Origin of the sequence: Pseudooctadecabacter sp., assembly GCF_020627745.1 — a bacterium.
In the GTDB taxonomy this organism is placed as follows: domain Bacteria; phylum Pseudomonadota; class Alphaproteobacteria; order Rhodobacterales; family Rhodobacteraceae; genus Octadecabacter.
Genome location: NZ_JAHDGE010000004.1, coordinates 114,992 through 129,709, shown reverse-complemented (window position 1 = coordinate 129,709; position 14,718 = coordinate 114,992). Strand labels below are relative to the sequence as shown.

Sequence of the window (14,718 nt, the reverse complement as noted above, 5' to 3'; positions counted from 1 at the left end):
TTTGCGCGGCGCGATCAGTTGCGCGGTCCGGTCGGCATCGACGACAAACCGCCGGCCGTCGATCCAGCCATAGGCCATCAGCGCGTCGAGAATGTCATCACGACTGAGGTATTTATCCGGCACATGGGCTTTGTGGGTCACGATGCGCACGCTGTCGGTTTGGCCATGGTGCGCCTCAAGCCAGTCCCAATGGGCGGCGGGGGAGGGGATGTCTATGTCTTGCATAGCTGTCGGGGGTCCAGCCCGCGGGAGGCCGGACCGGACGGGGGGCGATCAGGTGTCGTACCAGCCGCCCATCTTGGCCTCGATCCCGTCGGGAAGCATGTTGGCAAATTCCATCGGGTCTTGTGTGCCATTGTCGCGGCCCCGGTAGTGGTAGGGGTAGACAAAGGCGGGGGCGAAGTCTGCCACAGCGGAGGCCGCAGCCTCGGCGCTCATTGTGAAGGGCAGGTTCATGCACACAAACGCAAGGTCGATGTTTTCAAGGCTGCGCATTTCGGGAATGTCTTCGGTGTCGCCAGAGATATAGACGCGGAAGCCATTGATATCAAGGACATAGCCGTTGTCGCGCCCCTGTGGGTGAAAGTTCAGCCGGTCTTCGGTGATGTTGTAGGCGGGGATGGCCGTGATGTCGATGCCGCCCTGAAAGGTGGTGTCGCCATTGGCCAGAACCACCGCGCGGTCTGCCAGATCGGCGGGCAATTTGGCATGGACGGCAGGGTTCACCACCAGTTTGGTTTCGGGCCATTTGGTCAATTCGGTGATGGTGTCGATGTCGAAATGATCGCCGTGTTCATGGGTGATAAGCACCATGCCGGGGGTGTCGTTTTCCTTGTAGCGGGCGGGGTCGCCCACGGGATCGACGGCCACGACAACGCCGGTTGTGTCCATCACGAAAGACGCATGGTCCACAGGCTGGATGCGCACCTGACCGTTTTCGGTTTCGATCGTGTCCATGGCATGGCCGTCGGCGCGGGCAGGGCCAAATGCGAAAGGCATCAGCGTGACGGCGGCGCCGGTGCTGGCAAGAAAGGTGCGGCGGGATGGTGTCATCGGTCGTCTCCTGGTTGTGGGCGTGGCGTAGGACATGCGGCGGTCATGGGCGAATTCAAGGGGCAGGCGGCAGGGCCTGCACCGCTTCAAGGACGGCCTCGACGTGACCGGGCACTTTGACCTTGCGCCAGGCTTGCGCGATTTTGCCGTCAACGATCAGAAAGGTCGCGCGTTCGATGCCCATGTAGGTCTTGCCGTACATGTTTTTCTCCACCCAGACGCCGTAGCGTTCGCAGACGTCGCCCTCCGCGTCAGAAAGGAGCATGATGCCGAGGTCATGTTTGGCGATGAATTTGTCGTGTTTTGCCACGGGGTCCTTGCTGACGCCAATGACAGTGGCCCCTGCGGCGGCGAAGGCATCGGCGGCCTCGGTGAATCCGATTGCTTCTTTCGTGCAGCCCGGGGTGTCGTCTTTGGGGTAGAAATACAAAACGACGGGGCCGGAGAGGTCGGACAGGGACACGGTTCCGCCGCCATCGCGGGGCAGGGTCACGTCGGGGGCAGTCATGCCGGGGGTCAGGTCAGTCATGTCGGAAGGGGCCTTTCGTTGCGCGTTTCCCCTAGCGTTCTAGGGCGCGAGCGGCGAAGATAAAGGGAATGGTCGAGAGCAGTTCCGATATTGAGGCAGACGGGTTGGATGCGCCCCACCGCAGGTGGCACATCTGGATGTGGCTGCGCGCGGGGGCGCTGGTCCTCTTTGCGCCGGTGCTGATGATCGTGATTGCCACGGTGATGTTGATTGGCCGAGAGGTCACGGCCCCCAGCTGGATTGTGCGCGATGTGGAGGCGCGCGCGGCGCAGGTGCTGGCGGGCGGGTCGCTGGATTTCGGGGACCTGACGGTCACGGTGGGGACGGACCTGCACCCGCGTCTGGTGCTGCGCAACGCGGTGCTGCGCGATGCGGACGGTGTCAAAATCGCCGAGGTCCCGCGGGTCGAGGGGCTGGTGTCGCCGCGCGGCATCCTTCAGGGGCGGCTTCTGGCGCAGCGGGTGGATTTGCGCGGGGCCCAGATTGCCGTGCGCCGTGCCCGCGACGGCACGGTGGCCTTCGCTTTCGATCAAGGCGCACAGAACGTGGCTGCGGCGGACGGTTTTGTCGGGCTTCTTGATCAGGTGGATCAGGCGTTTGAGGCCGCAGCCCTTGAAGCACTGGAGGAGGTCCGCGCCACAGGATTGATCATCAACTACACCGATGCGCGGGCAGGCCGGTCCTGGGTGGTGGACGGGGGGCGTATATCGCTTGATCTGCGCGACGAGGCGCTGGCGTTGCGCGCAGATGTGGCGCTTTTGTCCGGACGGTCCTTTGTGACCACGGCCGCCCTGACCTACGACAGCCCGCGCGGCAGCCGCACCGCCGACATCGGCATCACCATATCGGAGGCTGCGGCCCCCGATATCGCAAGTCAGGCCCCGGCGCTGGCGTTTCTCGGGGTGCTGGATGCGCCGATTTCGGGGGCGATGCGCAGCCGCCTGAACGCGGACGGCGCGCTGGCGTCCCTGTCGGCCACCTTGCAGATCGGGCAAGGCGAATTGCGCCCCACGCAAGCGACGACACCGATCCCGTTCACATCCGCACAAACCTATCTGACCTATGATCCGCTGTCGGAGGCTTTGACCTTTGATCTGATCGAGATTGAATCCGCATTGGGCCGTGTCGCGGGCACCGCACAGACCCATCTGCGCGGCTTTCGTGATGGCTGGCCCTCGACCTTGTTGGGGCAGATGGAGTTGAGCGACGTGGCCGTGCGCGAAAGCGCCTATTTTCCGCAGTCTGTCGATATTCCGCAGGCCAATCTGGGGTTCCGGCTGACGTTGAATCCGTTCACCCTCGATATCGGGGAGGCGGTTGTCCAGACGGGGCCAAAGGACGGTCCGGTGCCCTTGCGCATCAAGGGGCAGGTGCGCGCGGGAACGGGCGGCTGGTCGGTGGCGCTGGATGTGGCCGCGGACGAGGTCGAAACCCGCGACGTTCTGGCACTGTGGCCCGAAGGTGCCGCCGCCGGGACGCGCCGCTGGCTGGACGACAACATTCGCGGGGGGCGGTTGCGCGATGTGGCTGTGGCCTATCGCGGGGCGGCCGATGCAGACACCCGGTTTGCGATGACGATGGATTATGTGGACGCCACGGTGGGATTTATGCGCTCCATGCCCCCGATCGAGACCGCACAGGGGACGATGTCGCTGGTGGGGGGGCGATACGCGCTGTCGGTGGACGCGGGTCATGTCGCGGCGCCCCAAGGGGGGCGGATCGACATGGCGGGCAGCACCATGGTCATCCCGCAAACGGGCCGCCGTGCGCCGGCGGTGTTTGATTTGTCCCTGTCAGGACGGCTGACCGCCATGATGGCCATTTTGCGGCTGCCGCCGTTCAACGTGCTGGCCGACAGCGATCTGCCGGTCAGTTTCGCCCAAGGGCAGGCACAGGTGGATGTGCAGGTGCAGACCCCCTTGGGGCGCGACGTGACCCCCGCAGAACGGGAGTGGCAGGCCACCGCCAGCCTGCGCAACCTGCGATCCGATGTGCTGGTGCCCGGTCAGGTGCTGACAGCCGCAAGGGCCGACGTGCGGGTGGATGCGGACAGTCTGGTGGTCCGTGGCCCCGCACGGGTGGGCGATGTCGCGGGGCAGGCGACCTTCAGCCGCGCACTGGGGGCGGGGTCGGAGGGAACCGCGCGAGTGGAGGCGGATGTGACCATCGGGCCCGCCTTTTTGCGCACTTTCAATATCAACCTTCCCGATGGGATGATCACAGGCGAGGGACCTGCGCGCCTGACCCTTGATCTGGCCGATCCCGCGGCCCCTGCGTTCACCCTGACGTCAGACTTGCGCGGCATTGGCCTGAACCTGCCCAGCGTGGGATATTCCAAGGCCCGCAGTGCGGGCGGTGAATTGCGCGTGTCGGGCCGTCTGGGGGCCAGCCCCGAAATCAACCGTCTTGCCATCCGTGCCCCGGGGCTGGAGACCGAGGGCCGTATCACGCTGGCAGCGGGCGGCGGGCTGGCGCGGGCGTCTTTCGACAGGGTCCGGCTGGGGGGATGGCTGGATGCGCCGGTGGTGTTGATCGGGCGCGGGGAGGGGCGCGCCGTCGAGGTGCAGATCGCCGGCGGATCGCTTGACCTGCGGTCGGCGCGGTTTGGCGGGCAGGCACGCGGTGCAGGTGCGGGGGGCGGACGCGGCGGTGGCGGGCCCCTTGATGTGGCGCTGGACCGGCTGCGCGTGACTGACGACATCTATCTGGACAGTTTCCGGGGGCGGTTTACGCCAGCGGGCGGGTTGCAGGGCACGTTCGAGGGGCTGGTGAACGGGGCAGCCCCGGTGTCCGGCACTTTGGCGCCTGCAAACGGTGGCTCTGCCGTCCGGATCCAGAGCGCGGACGCCGGTGCCGTGCTGCGCGCCACCGGATTGCTGCGCGGCGCGCTGGGCGGGCGGATGGAGTTGACCTTGGTGCCCACCGGAACTGCGGGGACCTATGACGGCGTCGTTGCGGGGCGCGACTTGCGGGTGCGCGGTGCGCCGGCGCTGGCGTCGTTGCTTGATGCGATTTCTATTGTGGGGCTGTTGACGCAGTTGGATGGGCAAGGGCTGATGTTTTCGGATGTGGATGCCAATTTCCGGCTGACGCCCGAGCAGGTCATTGTCACGCAATCCTCGGCTGTGGGGCCCAGCATCGGTCTGTCGCTGGACGGGTATGTCAATCAGGGGGCGGGGACGATCGACCTGCAGGGGGTGGTGTCGCCGGTCTATCTGCTGAACGGGTTGGGGGCGGTGCTGACACGGCGGGGCGAGGGGTTGATCGGGTTCAATTTCAATCTGACGGGGGCGGTTGACAGCCCGCAGGTTTCGGTCAATCCGCTGTCGGCGCTGACGCCCGGCATGTTCAGAGAGATTTTCCGGCGTCCGCCCCCGCAAGTGGAACAATAGGACCTGAGCCATGAAGTTGAGCGCGTTTGATTTTGATCTGCCCGAACGCCTGATCGCCACCCGCCCTGCACGGCCGCGCACATCGGCCAGATTGCTGGTGGCCGAAGGGGGGGCAACGCGCGATCTGACGGTGGCTGATCTGGGGTCGGTCCTGCGCGCTGGCGACCGGTTGGTGCTGAACGACACGAAGGTGATCCCCGCGCGGCTGTTCGGCACGCGCACCCGTGTGTCGGCCCATGGTGATGGTGTGGCCAGGATCGAGGTGACCTTGCTGGAACCGCAGGCCGATGGCGCATGGGCTGCGCTGGTCAAACCCCTGCGCAAGGTGAGGGAGGGGGAAGAGATCGTGTTTTCGCCCGACCTGTCTGCGGTCTTTGAAGGGCGCGCGGGCGATCAGGCGCTGTTGCGGTTCAATCTGACGGGGGATGATTTTGATGCGGCGCTGAATGCAGCCGGCGCCATGCCGTTGCCGCCCTATATTGCCGCCAAACGCGCAGCGGACGCGCAGGACAAACAGGATTACCAGACCATCTGGGCCGATAAATCCGGAGCGGTCGCCGCCCCGACGGCGTCTTTGCACTTCGAACGGTGGTTGCTGGATGATCTGGCCGCGCTGGGCGTGGGATTTTCCTACGTGACGTTGCACGTGGGTGCGGGGACGTTTTTGCCCGTTAAGGTGGACGATGTGTCGGATCACAAGATGCACGCCGAATGGGGGCAGGTGTCGGCGCAGGCTGCAGCCGAAGTGACGGCGACCAAGACGGCCGGCGGGCGGGTGATCCCCGTGGGCACAACGGCGCTGCGGTTGATTGAAACGGCGGGGCGGACCGGCCAGCTTCAGGCGTGGGAGGGCGACACCGATATTTTTATCACGCCGGGGTTCGAGTTTCAGATCGCGGACGGGTTGATGACCAATTTCCATTTGCCCAAATCCACCCTGATGATGCTGGTCAGCGCCCTGATGGGCGTGGACCGCATCAGAGAGATTTACGCGCACGCCATCGCCCACGACTACCGCTTTTTCAGCTACGGGGATTCGTCGATCCTGTTGCCGGACTGACGGGCGGTTGCCATAGGGGATGACCCCTTGTACGGTCCGATGGATTTTCGCTGTTACGCACCGGCTTTGCCGCGCCTTCCGGGGTGCCAGATGACAACATGCGAAAGATATTTTTATGAAAACGAGAGAAATGACCGCAAGCGATCTGCCCGCAGTGGCCGCGATTGCGCAAGAGACTTTGTTTCCCGGTGACATGCTGCCCGAGATGGCGGCGGCCTTTTTGGGGGGCGACAACGGGTCTGTCTGGCTGGTGGCGACAGACGATGATACGCCCCTTGGCTTTGCCTTTACCGAGCGCGAGGCCCTGACGCAGACCGCGTGGAACATGCGCGCGCTGGCCACCGCGCCCGACGCGCAGCGGCGTGGCGTCGCGCGGGCCTTGATTGGCGCAACCGAAGACTGGGTAGTGCGTCATGGGGCCCGGGTGCTGGTCGTGGATACGTCATCGGGTGATGACTTTGCCCCTGCACGTGCATGCTATGACACAGCCGGTTACGTCCGGTCGGGCGAAATTCCACAGTTTTGGTCCCAAGACGAAGCAAAAGTCATCTTTTCGAAACTCTTGCAGGGGTAATCAAAAACATCCCATTGCGTCAGTCTGATGTCGTCTTTAGGGGCGACATCAGATTCTGTGCGGCACAGATCTGACATCATCGGCACAGATTGAAAGGTGCGTGAAATGATCAAGGTTTTCGTCACCTCATGGGCGTTGTTTCTGGGCATGTTCATGCTGATGGTGGGCAACGGGTTGCAGGGCACGCTTTTGGGTGTGCGCGGCGGGTTGGAAAACTTTTCCACGTTCGAGATGTCGATTGTGATGTCGGCCTATTTTCTGGGCTTTCTGGGGGGATCACGCCTTGCCCCTGAAATGATCCGGCGCGTGGGCCATGTGCGGGTCTTTGCGGCCCTTGGATCAACCATCTCGGCGGTGTTGATCATGTATCCCGTGCTGGTGGAAATCTGGGCCTGGACGCTGGGCCGCGTCATCATCGGATTTTGTTTTTCGGGCGTCTATGTGACCGCCGAAAGCTGGCTGAACAACGCCGCCACCAATGAAAACCGCGGCCAATCCCTGTCGCTGTATATGCTCGCGCAGATGTCGGGCATCGTTGTGGCGCAAGGCATCCTGAGCATGGGCGATGTTGAGGGGTTCATCCTGTTTATCATCCCGTCGGTCCTGGTGAGCCTGGCCTTTGCGCCGATTTTGCTGTCGGTCCAGCCCACACCGGCGTTCGAGGCGACAAAGCCCATGCGCCTGACCAATCTGGTGGCCACATCACCGCTGGCGTCGGTGGGGATGTTCCTGCTGGGCGGGGTTTTTGCCGCACAGTTCGGCATGACGGCGGTTTATGGCACGGCTGTGGGGCTGAGTGTCGGGCAAATTTCGCTTTTGGTGTCGGTGATTTATATTGCCGCACTGGCCGCGCAATATCCCATTGGCTGGTTGTCGGACCGGATGGACCGGCGTTTGCTGATTGTAATCATCGCAGCCGTCGGGGCAGGCGGGGCCGCGCTGGCGTGGGTTGGCGGGGCGACATTCACCACGCTGCTGATCGGGGCTGCGCTGGTGGGGGGGACGTCCAACCCCCTTTACGCGCTGTATATCGCCTATGCGAACGATTTTCTGGATCATGAGGAAATGCCAGCAGCCTCTGCCGGGTTCATCTTTATCAACGGGGTGGGGGCGATCATGGGGCCGGTCCTGATCGGTTGGATTATGGGGGTCTTCGGCGAGGCCGCGTTCTGGGCGGTTGTGGCGGTGTTAATGGCTGCGATGGCGGCCTACGGTGTGTTGCGGATGTTGCAGCGCCCCAGCGACACGGCGGTCGAGGATCAGGTGAGTTACGCGCCGGTCATGGCCAGCGCATCGCCCGTGGCCATGGAAGTCGCGCAAGAGATCTACATCGAGACCGAGTTGGAAGATCAGGCCGAGGCCGGTGCGCCCATCCCTTAGGTGCGTGCGCTAACCCCTTGCCCCGTTTTGGAAATCCTGTAACGCTGGGCCAAAGGAACTGCTGCGCGAGGGATCGCTATGGTGACGCCGGATCAGGTTTTGACGTTTTGGCTGGATGAGGTCGGGCCGAAGGGCTGGTATCAGGGCAGTGACGACCTGGATGCGCAGGTCCGGAACGGGTTCGAAGAGGCATGGGAGGCTGCGCGTCACGGGGCCTACGGGCTGTGGCTGACATCGCCCAAAGAGTGTCTGGCCTATATCATTCTGACCGATCAGTTCCCGCGCAACATGTTTCGGGGCAAGGGGCGCGCCTTTGCCGCCGACCGGTCGGCGCGGGCTGCGGCCAAGCTGGCGGTCGATCGCGGCTGGGACCTGCTGGTGGCGGAGCCGGAACGGCAGTTTTTCTACATGCCGTTGATGCATTCGGAAAATCTGGTCGATCAGGATCGCTGCGTACGTCTGATGTCCAGCCGGATGACCGAGGATGAGGGCAGCGGGCTGCGTCACGCCTGCGCGCACCGCCATATCATCCGCACCTTTGGCCGGTTTCCCTATCGCAACGCAGCGCTGGACCGCGCGTCGACCCCGGCTGAGGCCGCGTGGATGGATGGTGAGGGCTATGCCGGGGCGCTGCGCGCGGTGGATGCAAAGGCCGCGTCCTAGCTGCGACTTTGTTGCATATCGGAGTTGACCCTTGGTCACTGGCCCTAAGTTGCACAATGGTTTAATGCTAAACTAAATTTGCAAATGGAGGACCGCACCGTGGCTCAGAACTTTGACATGATCGTAATTGGGGCCGGGCCGGGCGGCTATGTGGCGGCCATTCGGGGCGCGCAGCTGGGGCTGAAGGTGTGCGTCGTAGAACGCGAGCATCTGGGCGGGATTTGTCTGAACTGGGGCTGTATTCCGACGAAGGCGATGTTGCGGTCGGCGGAGGTGTTTCATCTGATGCACCGCGCCAAGGATTTCGGGCTAAAGGCCGATGGCATTGACTATGATCTGCCGGCGGTCGTGAAACGGTCCCGCGGTGTGGCGGGGCAATTGTCGGGCGGTATTGGCCATTTGCTGAAAAAGAACAAATGCACCGTGGTGATGGGGGAGGCCAAGATCACCGCCAAAGGCAAGGTTTCGGTGAAAACGGACAAGGGCACAGAGGAGCTGACGGCCAAGAATATCGTGCTGGCCACCGGTGCGCGCGCACGCAACCTGCCGGGGCTTGAGGCCGATGGCGACCGAGTGTGGATGTACAAGGACGCGCTGCAACCCAAATACATGCCCAAGAAGCTGCTGGTCATCGGATCCGGCGCCATCGGCATCGAATTTGCCAGTTTCTACAACACGCTGGGGGCGGACACCACCGTGGTCGAAGTCATGGACCGCGTGCTGCCGGTTGAGGATGAAGAGATTTCCAAGTTCGCGCACAAGGCGTTCGAGAAACAGGGCATGAAGATCATGGCCAAATCCATCGTCAAACAGCTGGATCGCGGCAAGGACACGGTGACGGCGCATATCGAATCGAACGGCAAGGTCGAGAAGATGGAGTTCGACACGGTGATTTCAGCCGTGGGGATTGTCGGCAATGTCGAAAACCTCGGGCTGGAAGACCTGGGCGTCAAGATCGACCGCACCCATGTGGTGACAGACGAATACTGCCGTACGGGCGTCGAGGGGCTTTATGCCATTGGCGACATCGCCGGTGCGCCGTGGCTGGCCCATAAAGCGTCCCATGAAGGCGTGATGGTGGCCGATCTGATCGGGGGGCAAAACAATGTGCATCCGGTCAAACCCGAAAGCATTGCGGGCTGCACCTATTGCCATCCGCAGGTGGCATCTGTGGGCTATACCGAGGCACAGGCCAAAGAGAAGGGGTACAAGATCAAGGTCGGTCGGTTCCCCTTTATCGGCAATGGCAAAGCGATTGCACTGGGCGAACCCGAGGGCATGGTGAAGACCATCTTTGACGAGAAAACCGGCGAATTGCTGGGCGCGCATATGGTGGGTGCGGAAGTGACCGAGATGATTCAGGGCTATGTGATCGGACGAAAGCTGGAGACGACGGAAGAGGACCTGATGGAGACCGTATTCCCCCATCCGACCTTGTCCGAAATGATGCACGAGAGCGTCCTGGACGCCTACGACCGCGTTATCCACATGTAGACGTTGGGCAGAATTGCCTAGACTTTTCAGCGTCTAAGAAAATTAGCTAATTTTGTTAGTTGCCCCTGCTGGGGGTGCGGCGTAGCGAGGGGGCATGAACACCCCTCGCACGTCCTGGCCCCTGATCGCCCTGCTGTGGACCACCGGTCTGCTGGCCGCGGCGCAGTTTGCCAAACTGACTCTGACACTGGAGGCACTGGCCACGATCTACCCCTCTGCGCCGGTGCCGCTGGCCGTGTCGGCGGTGTCCGTTGTGGGCATCCTTGGCGGGTCCATATCGGGATTTGTCGTGGCGCGGATCGGCGCGCGACGGTCCGTTTTATGGGCGATTGCGGCCTCCGCCTGTGTGTCGCTGGTTCAGGGGCTGGACATGCCGTTCGGTGCCTTCATGACAACGCGGTTGGTTGAGGGCTTCGGCCATCTGGTGTTGGTGGTGGCCTTGCCCACCATGATGGTTGCGCTGGCGAAACCGACGGACAAGCCTGTGGTGATGGGGCTTTGGGGCACGTTCTTTGGCGTAGGTTATGCGATACTGGCGTGGGTCATACCGCCAGTTGAAGCCTGGGGCGGGGTGCGTGCCGTCTATATCGGACACGGTGTGATATTGGCCACGATATTGCCGCTGCTCTATGCGCTGTTGCCCCGTGTGATGACGCAGGGTGTGGCGATCCCAAATCTGATCCGCCTGCACCGCACGGTTTTCAGCACCCCGCGCTATGTGGCGCCGGGGATCGGGCATGGCATTTACACGTCCTTGTTCATTGCCCTGGTCGCGTTCTTGCCGGCTGCTTTGGCCGCCCCGTGGTTGACGGTGGTGCTGCCCCTCTCCAATCTGTCCGGCACCTTTGTCAGCGGCTTCGTGGCGCAGCGGATGCCCGCATCGCGTTTGTCCATCGCGGGGTTTGTGGTGGCGGGCGGGTTGTTTGCCCTGATGGCCGTGACCGGATCGACATACGTGGCCATCGCGGCGTTGTTCTTTACGGGCCTGACAGCCGGCGCGAATTTCGCAGCGGTGCCGGAGTTCAACACCGATCCGCAGGATCAGGCACGGTCCAACGGGGCCATGGCACAGGTCGGCAATGTGGGCACCTTTGCGGGCACGCCGCTGTTCGCTCTGGTCGCGGGTAGCCTGTGGGGCATCGCAGGTATGGCTATTGCGATCTGTGTGCTGGGCGCTGTTTTGGGGGGCTGGGCCTATGCCGCAGCCCGGATGTCGGTCCCCTTGCGTTAAATCTTTCGTTTGTTCGCCCTCTGTTCTATATGGGGTCTGGTCACTGCACGTAGGCTGCCTATGTGGTGATGGAGCATAGACTGGGGGCCCTTATGGCTGAGCTGAAGAACATCGAAGTGCGCGGCGCACGGGAACACAACCTCAAGAACATCGACGTGGATATTCCGCGCGACCAGTTGGTGGTGATCACGGGGCTGTCGGGGTCCGGCAAGTCCTCGCTGGCCTTTGATACGATTTATGCTGAAGGTCAGCGGCGCTACGTCGAAAGTCTGTCAGCCTATGCGCGGCAGTTCCTTGATATGATGGAAAAGCCCGATGTGGATCACATCAGCGGGCTCAGCCCTGCGATTTCGATTGAACAAAAAACCACGTCGAAAAACCCGCGGTCCACGGTCGGCACCGTGACAGAAATTTACGACTACCTGCGCCTGCTTTTCGCCCGCGTGGGCACGCCCTATTCCCCTGCCACCGGCATGCCGATTGAGGCCCAGCAGGTGCAAGACATGGTCGACCGCGTCATGGCGATGGAGGAGGGGACCCGCGGTTTCCTTCTGGCCCCCATCATCCGCGACCGCAAAGGCGAATACCGCAAGGAATTCCTTGAACTGCGCAAGCAGGGCTTTCAGCGGGTGAAGGTCGACGGGGAATTCTATGATCTTGATGAACCGCCCACCCTGGACAAGAAATTCCGCCATGACATCGACGTGGTGGTGGACCGGATCGTGGTGCGCGACGGGTTGGAAACGCGGCTGGCCGACAGTTTCCGCACCGCCCTTGATCTGGCCGATGGCATCACCATCCTCGAGACCGCGCCTAAAGAGGGCGATCCCGAGCGGTTTACCTTCTCCGAAAACTTTGCCTGTCCGGTCAGTGGCTTCACCATCCCCGAAATTGAACCGCGCCTGTTTTCGTTCAACGCGCCGTTCGGGGCCTGCCCGGCCTGTGACGGGCTGGGGGTTGAGCTGTTTTTTGACGAACGCCTCGTCGTGCCCGATCAGACGTTGAAGATTTATGACGGCGCGCTGGCACCTTGGCGCAAAGGCAAATCGCCGTACTTCTTGCAGACCATTGAAGCCATCGCCAAGCACTACGAATTCGACAAGAACAGCCGTTGGAAAGACCTTCCAGCCTTTGTGCAACAGGTCTTCCTTCACGGATCGGGGGATGAGGAGATCAAGTTCCGCTACGACGAAGGCGGTCGGGTATACGAGGTCAAACGCGCGTTCGAGGGCGTGATCCCCAACATGGAACGGCGCTACCGCGAAACGGACAGCAACTGGATTCGGGAAGAATTCGAACGCTACCAAAACAACCGCCCCTGCGGCACCTGCAACGGATACCGTCTGCGGGAGGAAGCTTTGGCCGTCAAAATCGGGTCGGGCGACCATCTGTTGCATGCGGGTCAGGTGGTGCAGATGTCGATTTCCGAAGCCTATGACTGGTGCCATTCGGTCCCCGAGGATCTGACGGTGCAGAAGAACTCGATCGCCGGGCCGATCCTGAAGGAAATTCGCGAACGGCTGGGGTTTTTGAACAACGTCGGGCTGGAATATCTGACGCTCAGCCGGAATTCCGGCACCCTGTCGGGCGGTGAAAGCCAGCGGATCAGGCTTGCGTCGCAGATCGGGTCCGGCCTGCAAGGCGTGCTTTACGTGCTGGATGAACCCAGCATCGGTTTGCACCAGCGCGACAATGACCGCCTGCTGACGACGCTGAAAAACCTGCGCGATCAGGGCAATACGGTCATCGTCGTAGAACACGACGAAGAAGCCGTACGTGAAGCGGATTATGTCTTTGATATCGGCCCCGGCGCCGGTGTGCACGGCGGCAACGTGGTGGCCAAGGGCACGCCCGCGGAAATCATCGCCAACCCCGACAGCATCACCGGCGATTATCTGGCGGGGCGTCGTGAAATCGCGGTGCCTGCGAAGCGTCGTAAGGGCAACAAGAAAAAGCTGACGGTGAAAAAAGCCAGCGGAAACAATCTGCAGAACGTGACGGTGGACTTTCCCTTGGGCAAGTTTGTCTGCGTGACCGGCGTGTCCGGCGGTGGCAAATCGACCCTCACGATTGAGACGTTGTTCAAGACCGCGTCGATGGCGCTGAACGGGGCGCGGCAGACGCCAGCCCCGTGTGAGACGATCAAGGGCTTGGAACACCTTGATAAAGTGATCGACATAGACCAGCGCCCCATCGGGCGCACGCCACGGTCCAACCCTGCGACCTATACGGGGGCATTTACCCCGATCCGTGACTGGTTCGCCGGCCTGCCTGAGGCCAAGGCACGGGGGTACAAGCCAGGACGCTTCAGCTTCAACGTCAAGGGCGGGCGGTGTGAGGCCTGTCAGGGCGACGGGGTCATCAAGATCGAGATGCACTTTCTGCCCGACGTCTACGTGGAATGTGAGACCTGCAAGGGCAAACGCTACAACCGCGAAACGCTGGAAATCCAGTTCAAGGGCAAATCAATCGCCGATGTGTTGGACATGACCGTGGAGGAGGCGCAGACCTTCTTTAAGGCGGTCCCGTCGATCCGCGAAAAGATGGACGCTTTGATGCGGGTCGGTCTTGGGTACATCAAGGTGGGCCAGCAGGCCACGACCCTGTCAGGGGGCGAGGCGCAGCGGGTTAAACTGTCAAAGGAACTGGCTAAACGGTCGACCGGTCGGACGCTTTATATTCTGGATGAACCGACCACCGGTCTGCATTTCGAAGACGTGCGTAAGCTGTTGGAAGTGCTGCACGAATTGGTGGATAGCGGCAACACGGTTATTGTGATCGAACACAATCTGGATGTTGTGAAAACCGCCGATCACATCATTGATGTGGGCCCTGAGGGCGGCGATGGCGGTGGCACGATTGTGGCCATCGGCACGCCTGAAAAAGTGGCCGAGGTTGAGGCATCGCATACAGGGCGTTACCTCAAACCCATGTTGCAGGCGCGCAAGGTCGCTGCGGAATAATCAGTTGGTCAGGGCATCGAAAGCATCGACAAATGCGATGATTTCCATGGTGTCCTGATCGACTTCGTAGACGAAATCATTGACGCGGTAATAGGTTCGATCGGTCGACAGCCCGTAGCGCCGACCGTCCAGTTCGACGATGATATCTTCCTCAAGATTTTCGATATCGTCGCCGATCCCGTATTTGGCGGCCTGTCCGGGGGGGACACAGGCCAGATCGCGATCAACCAGACCGGGGGGGCAGAACGCGTCGTCCAGATGGGGACGCCCGTTTGCCTGACCGTTTCCTGTGCCAATTCCGTTGCCGTTCCCGGGCGTGGCAAAGCCCGCCATGGGGGCGAGGGCGAGGGCGGTGATTAAGGTGATATGTTTCATGATG

The 14,718-nt window shown here is 62.0% G+C and carries 12 protein-coding genes; 8 read left to right on the top strand and 4 right to left on the bottom strand.

Annotated elements, in window-relative coordinates; all coding sequences use genetic code 11:
- From QZ653_RS03320 to QZ653_RS03310, 3 genes are all read right to left on the bottom strand, one after another.
- Window positions 1–225, bottom strand: a 225-nt coding sequence (locus tag QZ653_RS03320; protein ID WP_296417567.1) for a hypothetical protein, incomplete at its 3' end; no start/stop codon positions are given.
- A gap of 48 nt (window positions 226–273) precedes the next feature.
- The gene (locus QZ653_RS03315; RefSeq protein WP_296417566.1) at window positions 274–1,053 is read right to left on the bottom strand and encodes an MBL fold metallo-hydrolase; all 780 of its coding nucleotides are present in this window, start codon (window positions 1,051–1,053) and stop codon (window positions 274–276) included.
- Window positions 1,054–1,108: 55 nt separating this feature from the next.
- Window positions 1,109–1,582, bottom strand: coding sequence for a peroxiredoxin (locus QZ653_RS03310; RefSeq protein WP_296417565.1), 474 nt, complete (start codon window positions 1,580–1,582; stop codon window positions 1,109–1,111).
- A 68-nt stretch (window positions 1,583–1,650) separates the two neighbouring features.
- On the opposite strand from QZ653_RS03310, the gene QZ653_RS03305 reads away from it, so the two are divergent.
- From QZ653_RS03305 to uvrA, 8 genes are all read left to right on the top strand, one after another.
- Entirely contained in the window at window positions 1,651–4,974 is a 3,324-nt protein-coding gene (locus QZ653_RS03305) for a DUF3971 domain-containing protein (RefSeq protein WP_296417564.1), read from the top strand.
- 10 nt (window positions 4,975–4,984) lie between these two features.
- Window positions 4,985–6,034, top strand: a complete 1,050-nt coding sequence (gene queA / locus QZ653_RS03300) for a tRNA preQ1(34) S-adenosylmethionine ribosyltransferase-isomerase QueA (protein WP_296417563.1) — start codon at window positions 4,985–4,987, stop codon at window positions 6,032–6,034.
- Window positions 6,035–6,149: 115 nt separating this feature from the next.
- On the top strand, window positions 6,150–6,608 hold the full coding sequence (locus QZ653_RS03295) for a GNAT family N-acetyltransferase (RefSeq protein ID WP_296417562.1): 459 nt from the start codon (window positions 6,150–6,152) through the stop codon (window positions 6,606–6,608).
- Between the two features lie 105 nt (window positions 6,609–6,713).
- Window positions 6,714–7,988: an MFS transporter gene (locus QZ653_RS03290; protein WP_296417561.1), complete on the top strand. Its 1,275-nt coding sequence runs from the start codon at window positions 6,714–6,716 to the stop codon at window positions 7,986–7,988.
- Window positions 7,989–8,066: 78 nt separating this feature from the next.
- On the top strand, window positions 8,067–8,651 hold the full coding sequence (locus QZ653_RS03285) for a DUF924 family protein (protein ID WP_296417560.1): 585 nt from the start codon (window positions 8,067–8,069) through the stop codon (window positions 8,649–8,651).
- Window positions 8,652–8,735: 84 nt separating this feature from the next.
- Window positions 8,736–10,145, top strand: a complete 1,410-nt coding sequence (lpdA, locus tag QZ653_RS03280; protein WP_296417559.1) for a dihydrolipoyl dehydrogenase — start codon at window positions 8,736–8,738, stop codon at window positions 10,143–10,145.
- Window positions 10,146–10,239: 94 nt separating this feature from the next.
- On the top strand, window positions 10,240–11,376 hold the full coding sequence (locus tag QZ653_RS03275; protein ID WP_296417558.1) for an MFS transporter: 1,137 nt from the start codon (window positions 10,240–10,242) through the stop codon (window positions 11,374–11,376).
- 92 nt (window positions 11,377–11,468) lie between these two features.
- Window positions 11,469–14,339 carry an excinuclease ABC subunit UvrA gene (gene uvrA, locus QZ653_RS03270; protein ID WP_296417556.1) on the top strand — a complete coding sequence of 957 codons (2,871 nt, stop codon included), beginning with the start codon at window positions 11,469–11,471 and terminating at the stop codon, window positions 14,337–14,339.
- Here uvrA and QZ653_RS03265 read toward each other — a convergent pair whose 3' ends face one another.
- Window positions 14,340–14,714, bottom strand: a complete 375-nt coding sequence (locus QZ653_RS03265) for a hypothetical protein (RefSeq protein ID WP_296417555.1) — start codon at window positions 14,712–14,714, stop codon at window positions 14,340–14,342. It lies immediately after the preceding gene.
- Between the last annotated feature and the right edge of the window lie 4 nt (window positions 14,715–14,718).

Coding starts and splice junctions, on each gene's coding strand:
- QZ653_RS03305 (WP_296417564.1), top strand. CDS start 1,651: ATGGTCGAGAGCAGTTCCGATATTGAGGCAGACGGGTTGGATGCGCCC.
- QZ653_RS03290 (WP_296417561.1), top strand. CDS start 6,714: ATGATCAAGGTTTTCGTCACCTCATGGGCGTTGTTTCTGGGCATGTTC.
- QZ653_RS03265 (WP_296417555.1), bottom strand. CDS start 14,714: ATGAAACATATCACCTTAATCACCGCCCTCGCCCTCGCCCCCATGGCG.
- QZ653_RS03285 (WP_296417560.1), top strand. CDS start 8,067: ATGGTGACGCCGGATCAGGTTTTGACGTTTTGGCTGGATGAGGTCGGG.
- uvrA (WP_296417556.1), top strand. CDS start 11,469: ATGGCTGAGCTGAAGAACATCGAAGTGCGCGGCGCACGGGAACACAAC.
- QZ653_RS03295 (WP_296417562.1), top strand. CDS start 6,150: ATGAAAACGAGAGAAATGACCGCAAGCGATCTGCCCGCAGTGGCCGCG.
- QZ653_RS03275 (WP_296417558.1), top strand. CDS start 10,240: ATGAACACCCCTCGCACGTCCTGGCCCCTGATCGCCCTGCTGTGGACC.
- QZ653_RS03315 (WP_296417566.1), bottom strand. CDS start 1,053: ATGACACCATCCCGCCGCACCTTTCTTGCCAGCACCGGCGCCGCCGTC.
- queA (WP_296417563.1), top strand. CDS start 4,985: ATGAAGTTGAGCGCGTTTGATTTTGATCTGCCCGAACGCCTGATCGCC.
- QZ653_RS03310 (WP_296417565.1), bottom strand. CDS start 1,582: ATGACTGACCTGACCCCCGGCATGACTGCCCCCGACGTGACCCTGCCC.
- lpdA (WP_296417559.1), top strand. CDS start 8,736: ATGGAGGACCGCACCGTGGCTCAGAACTTTGACATGATCGTAATTGGG.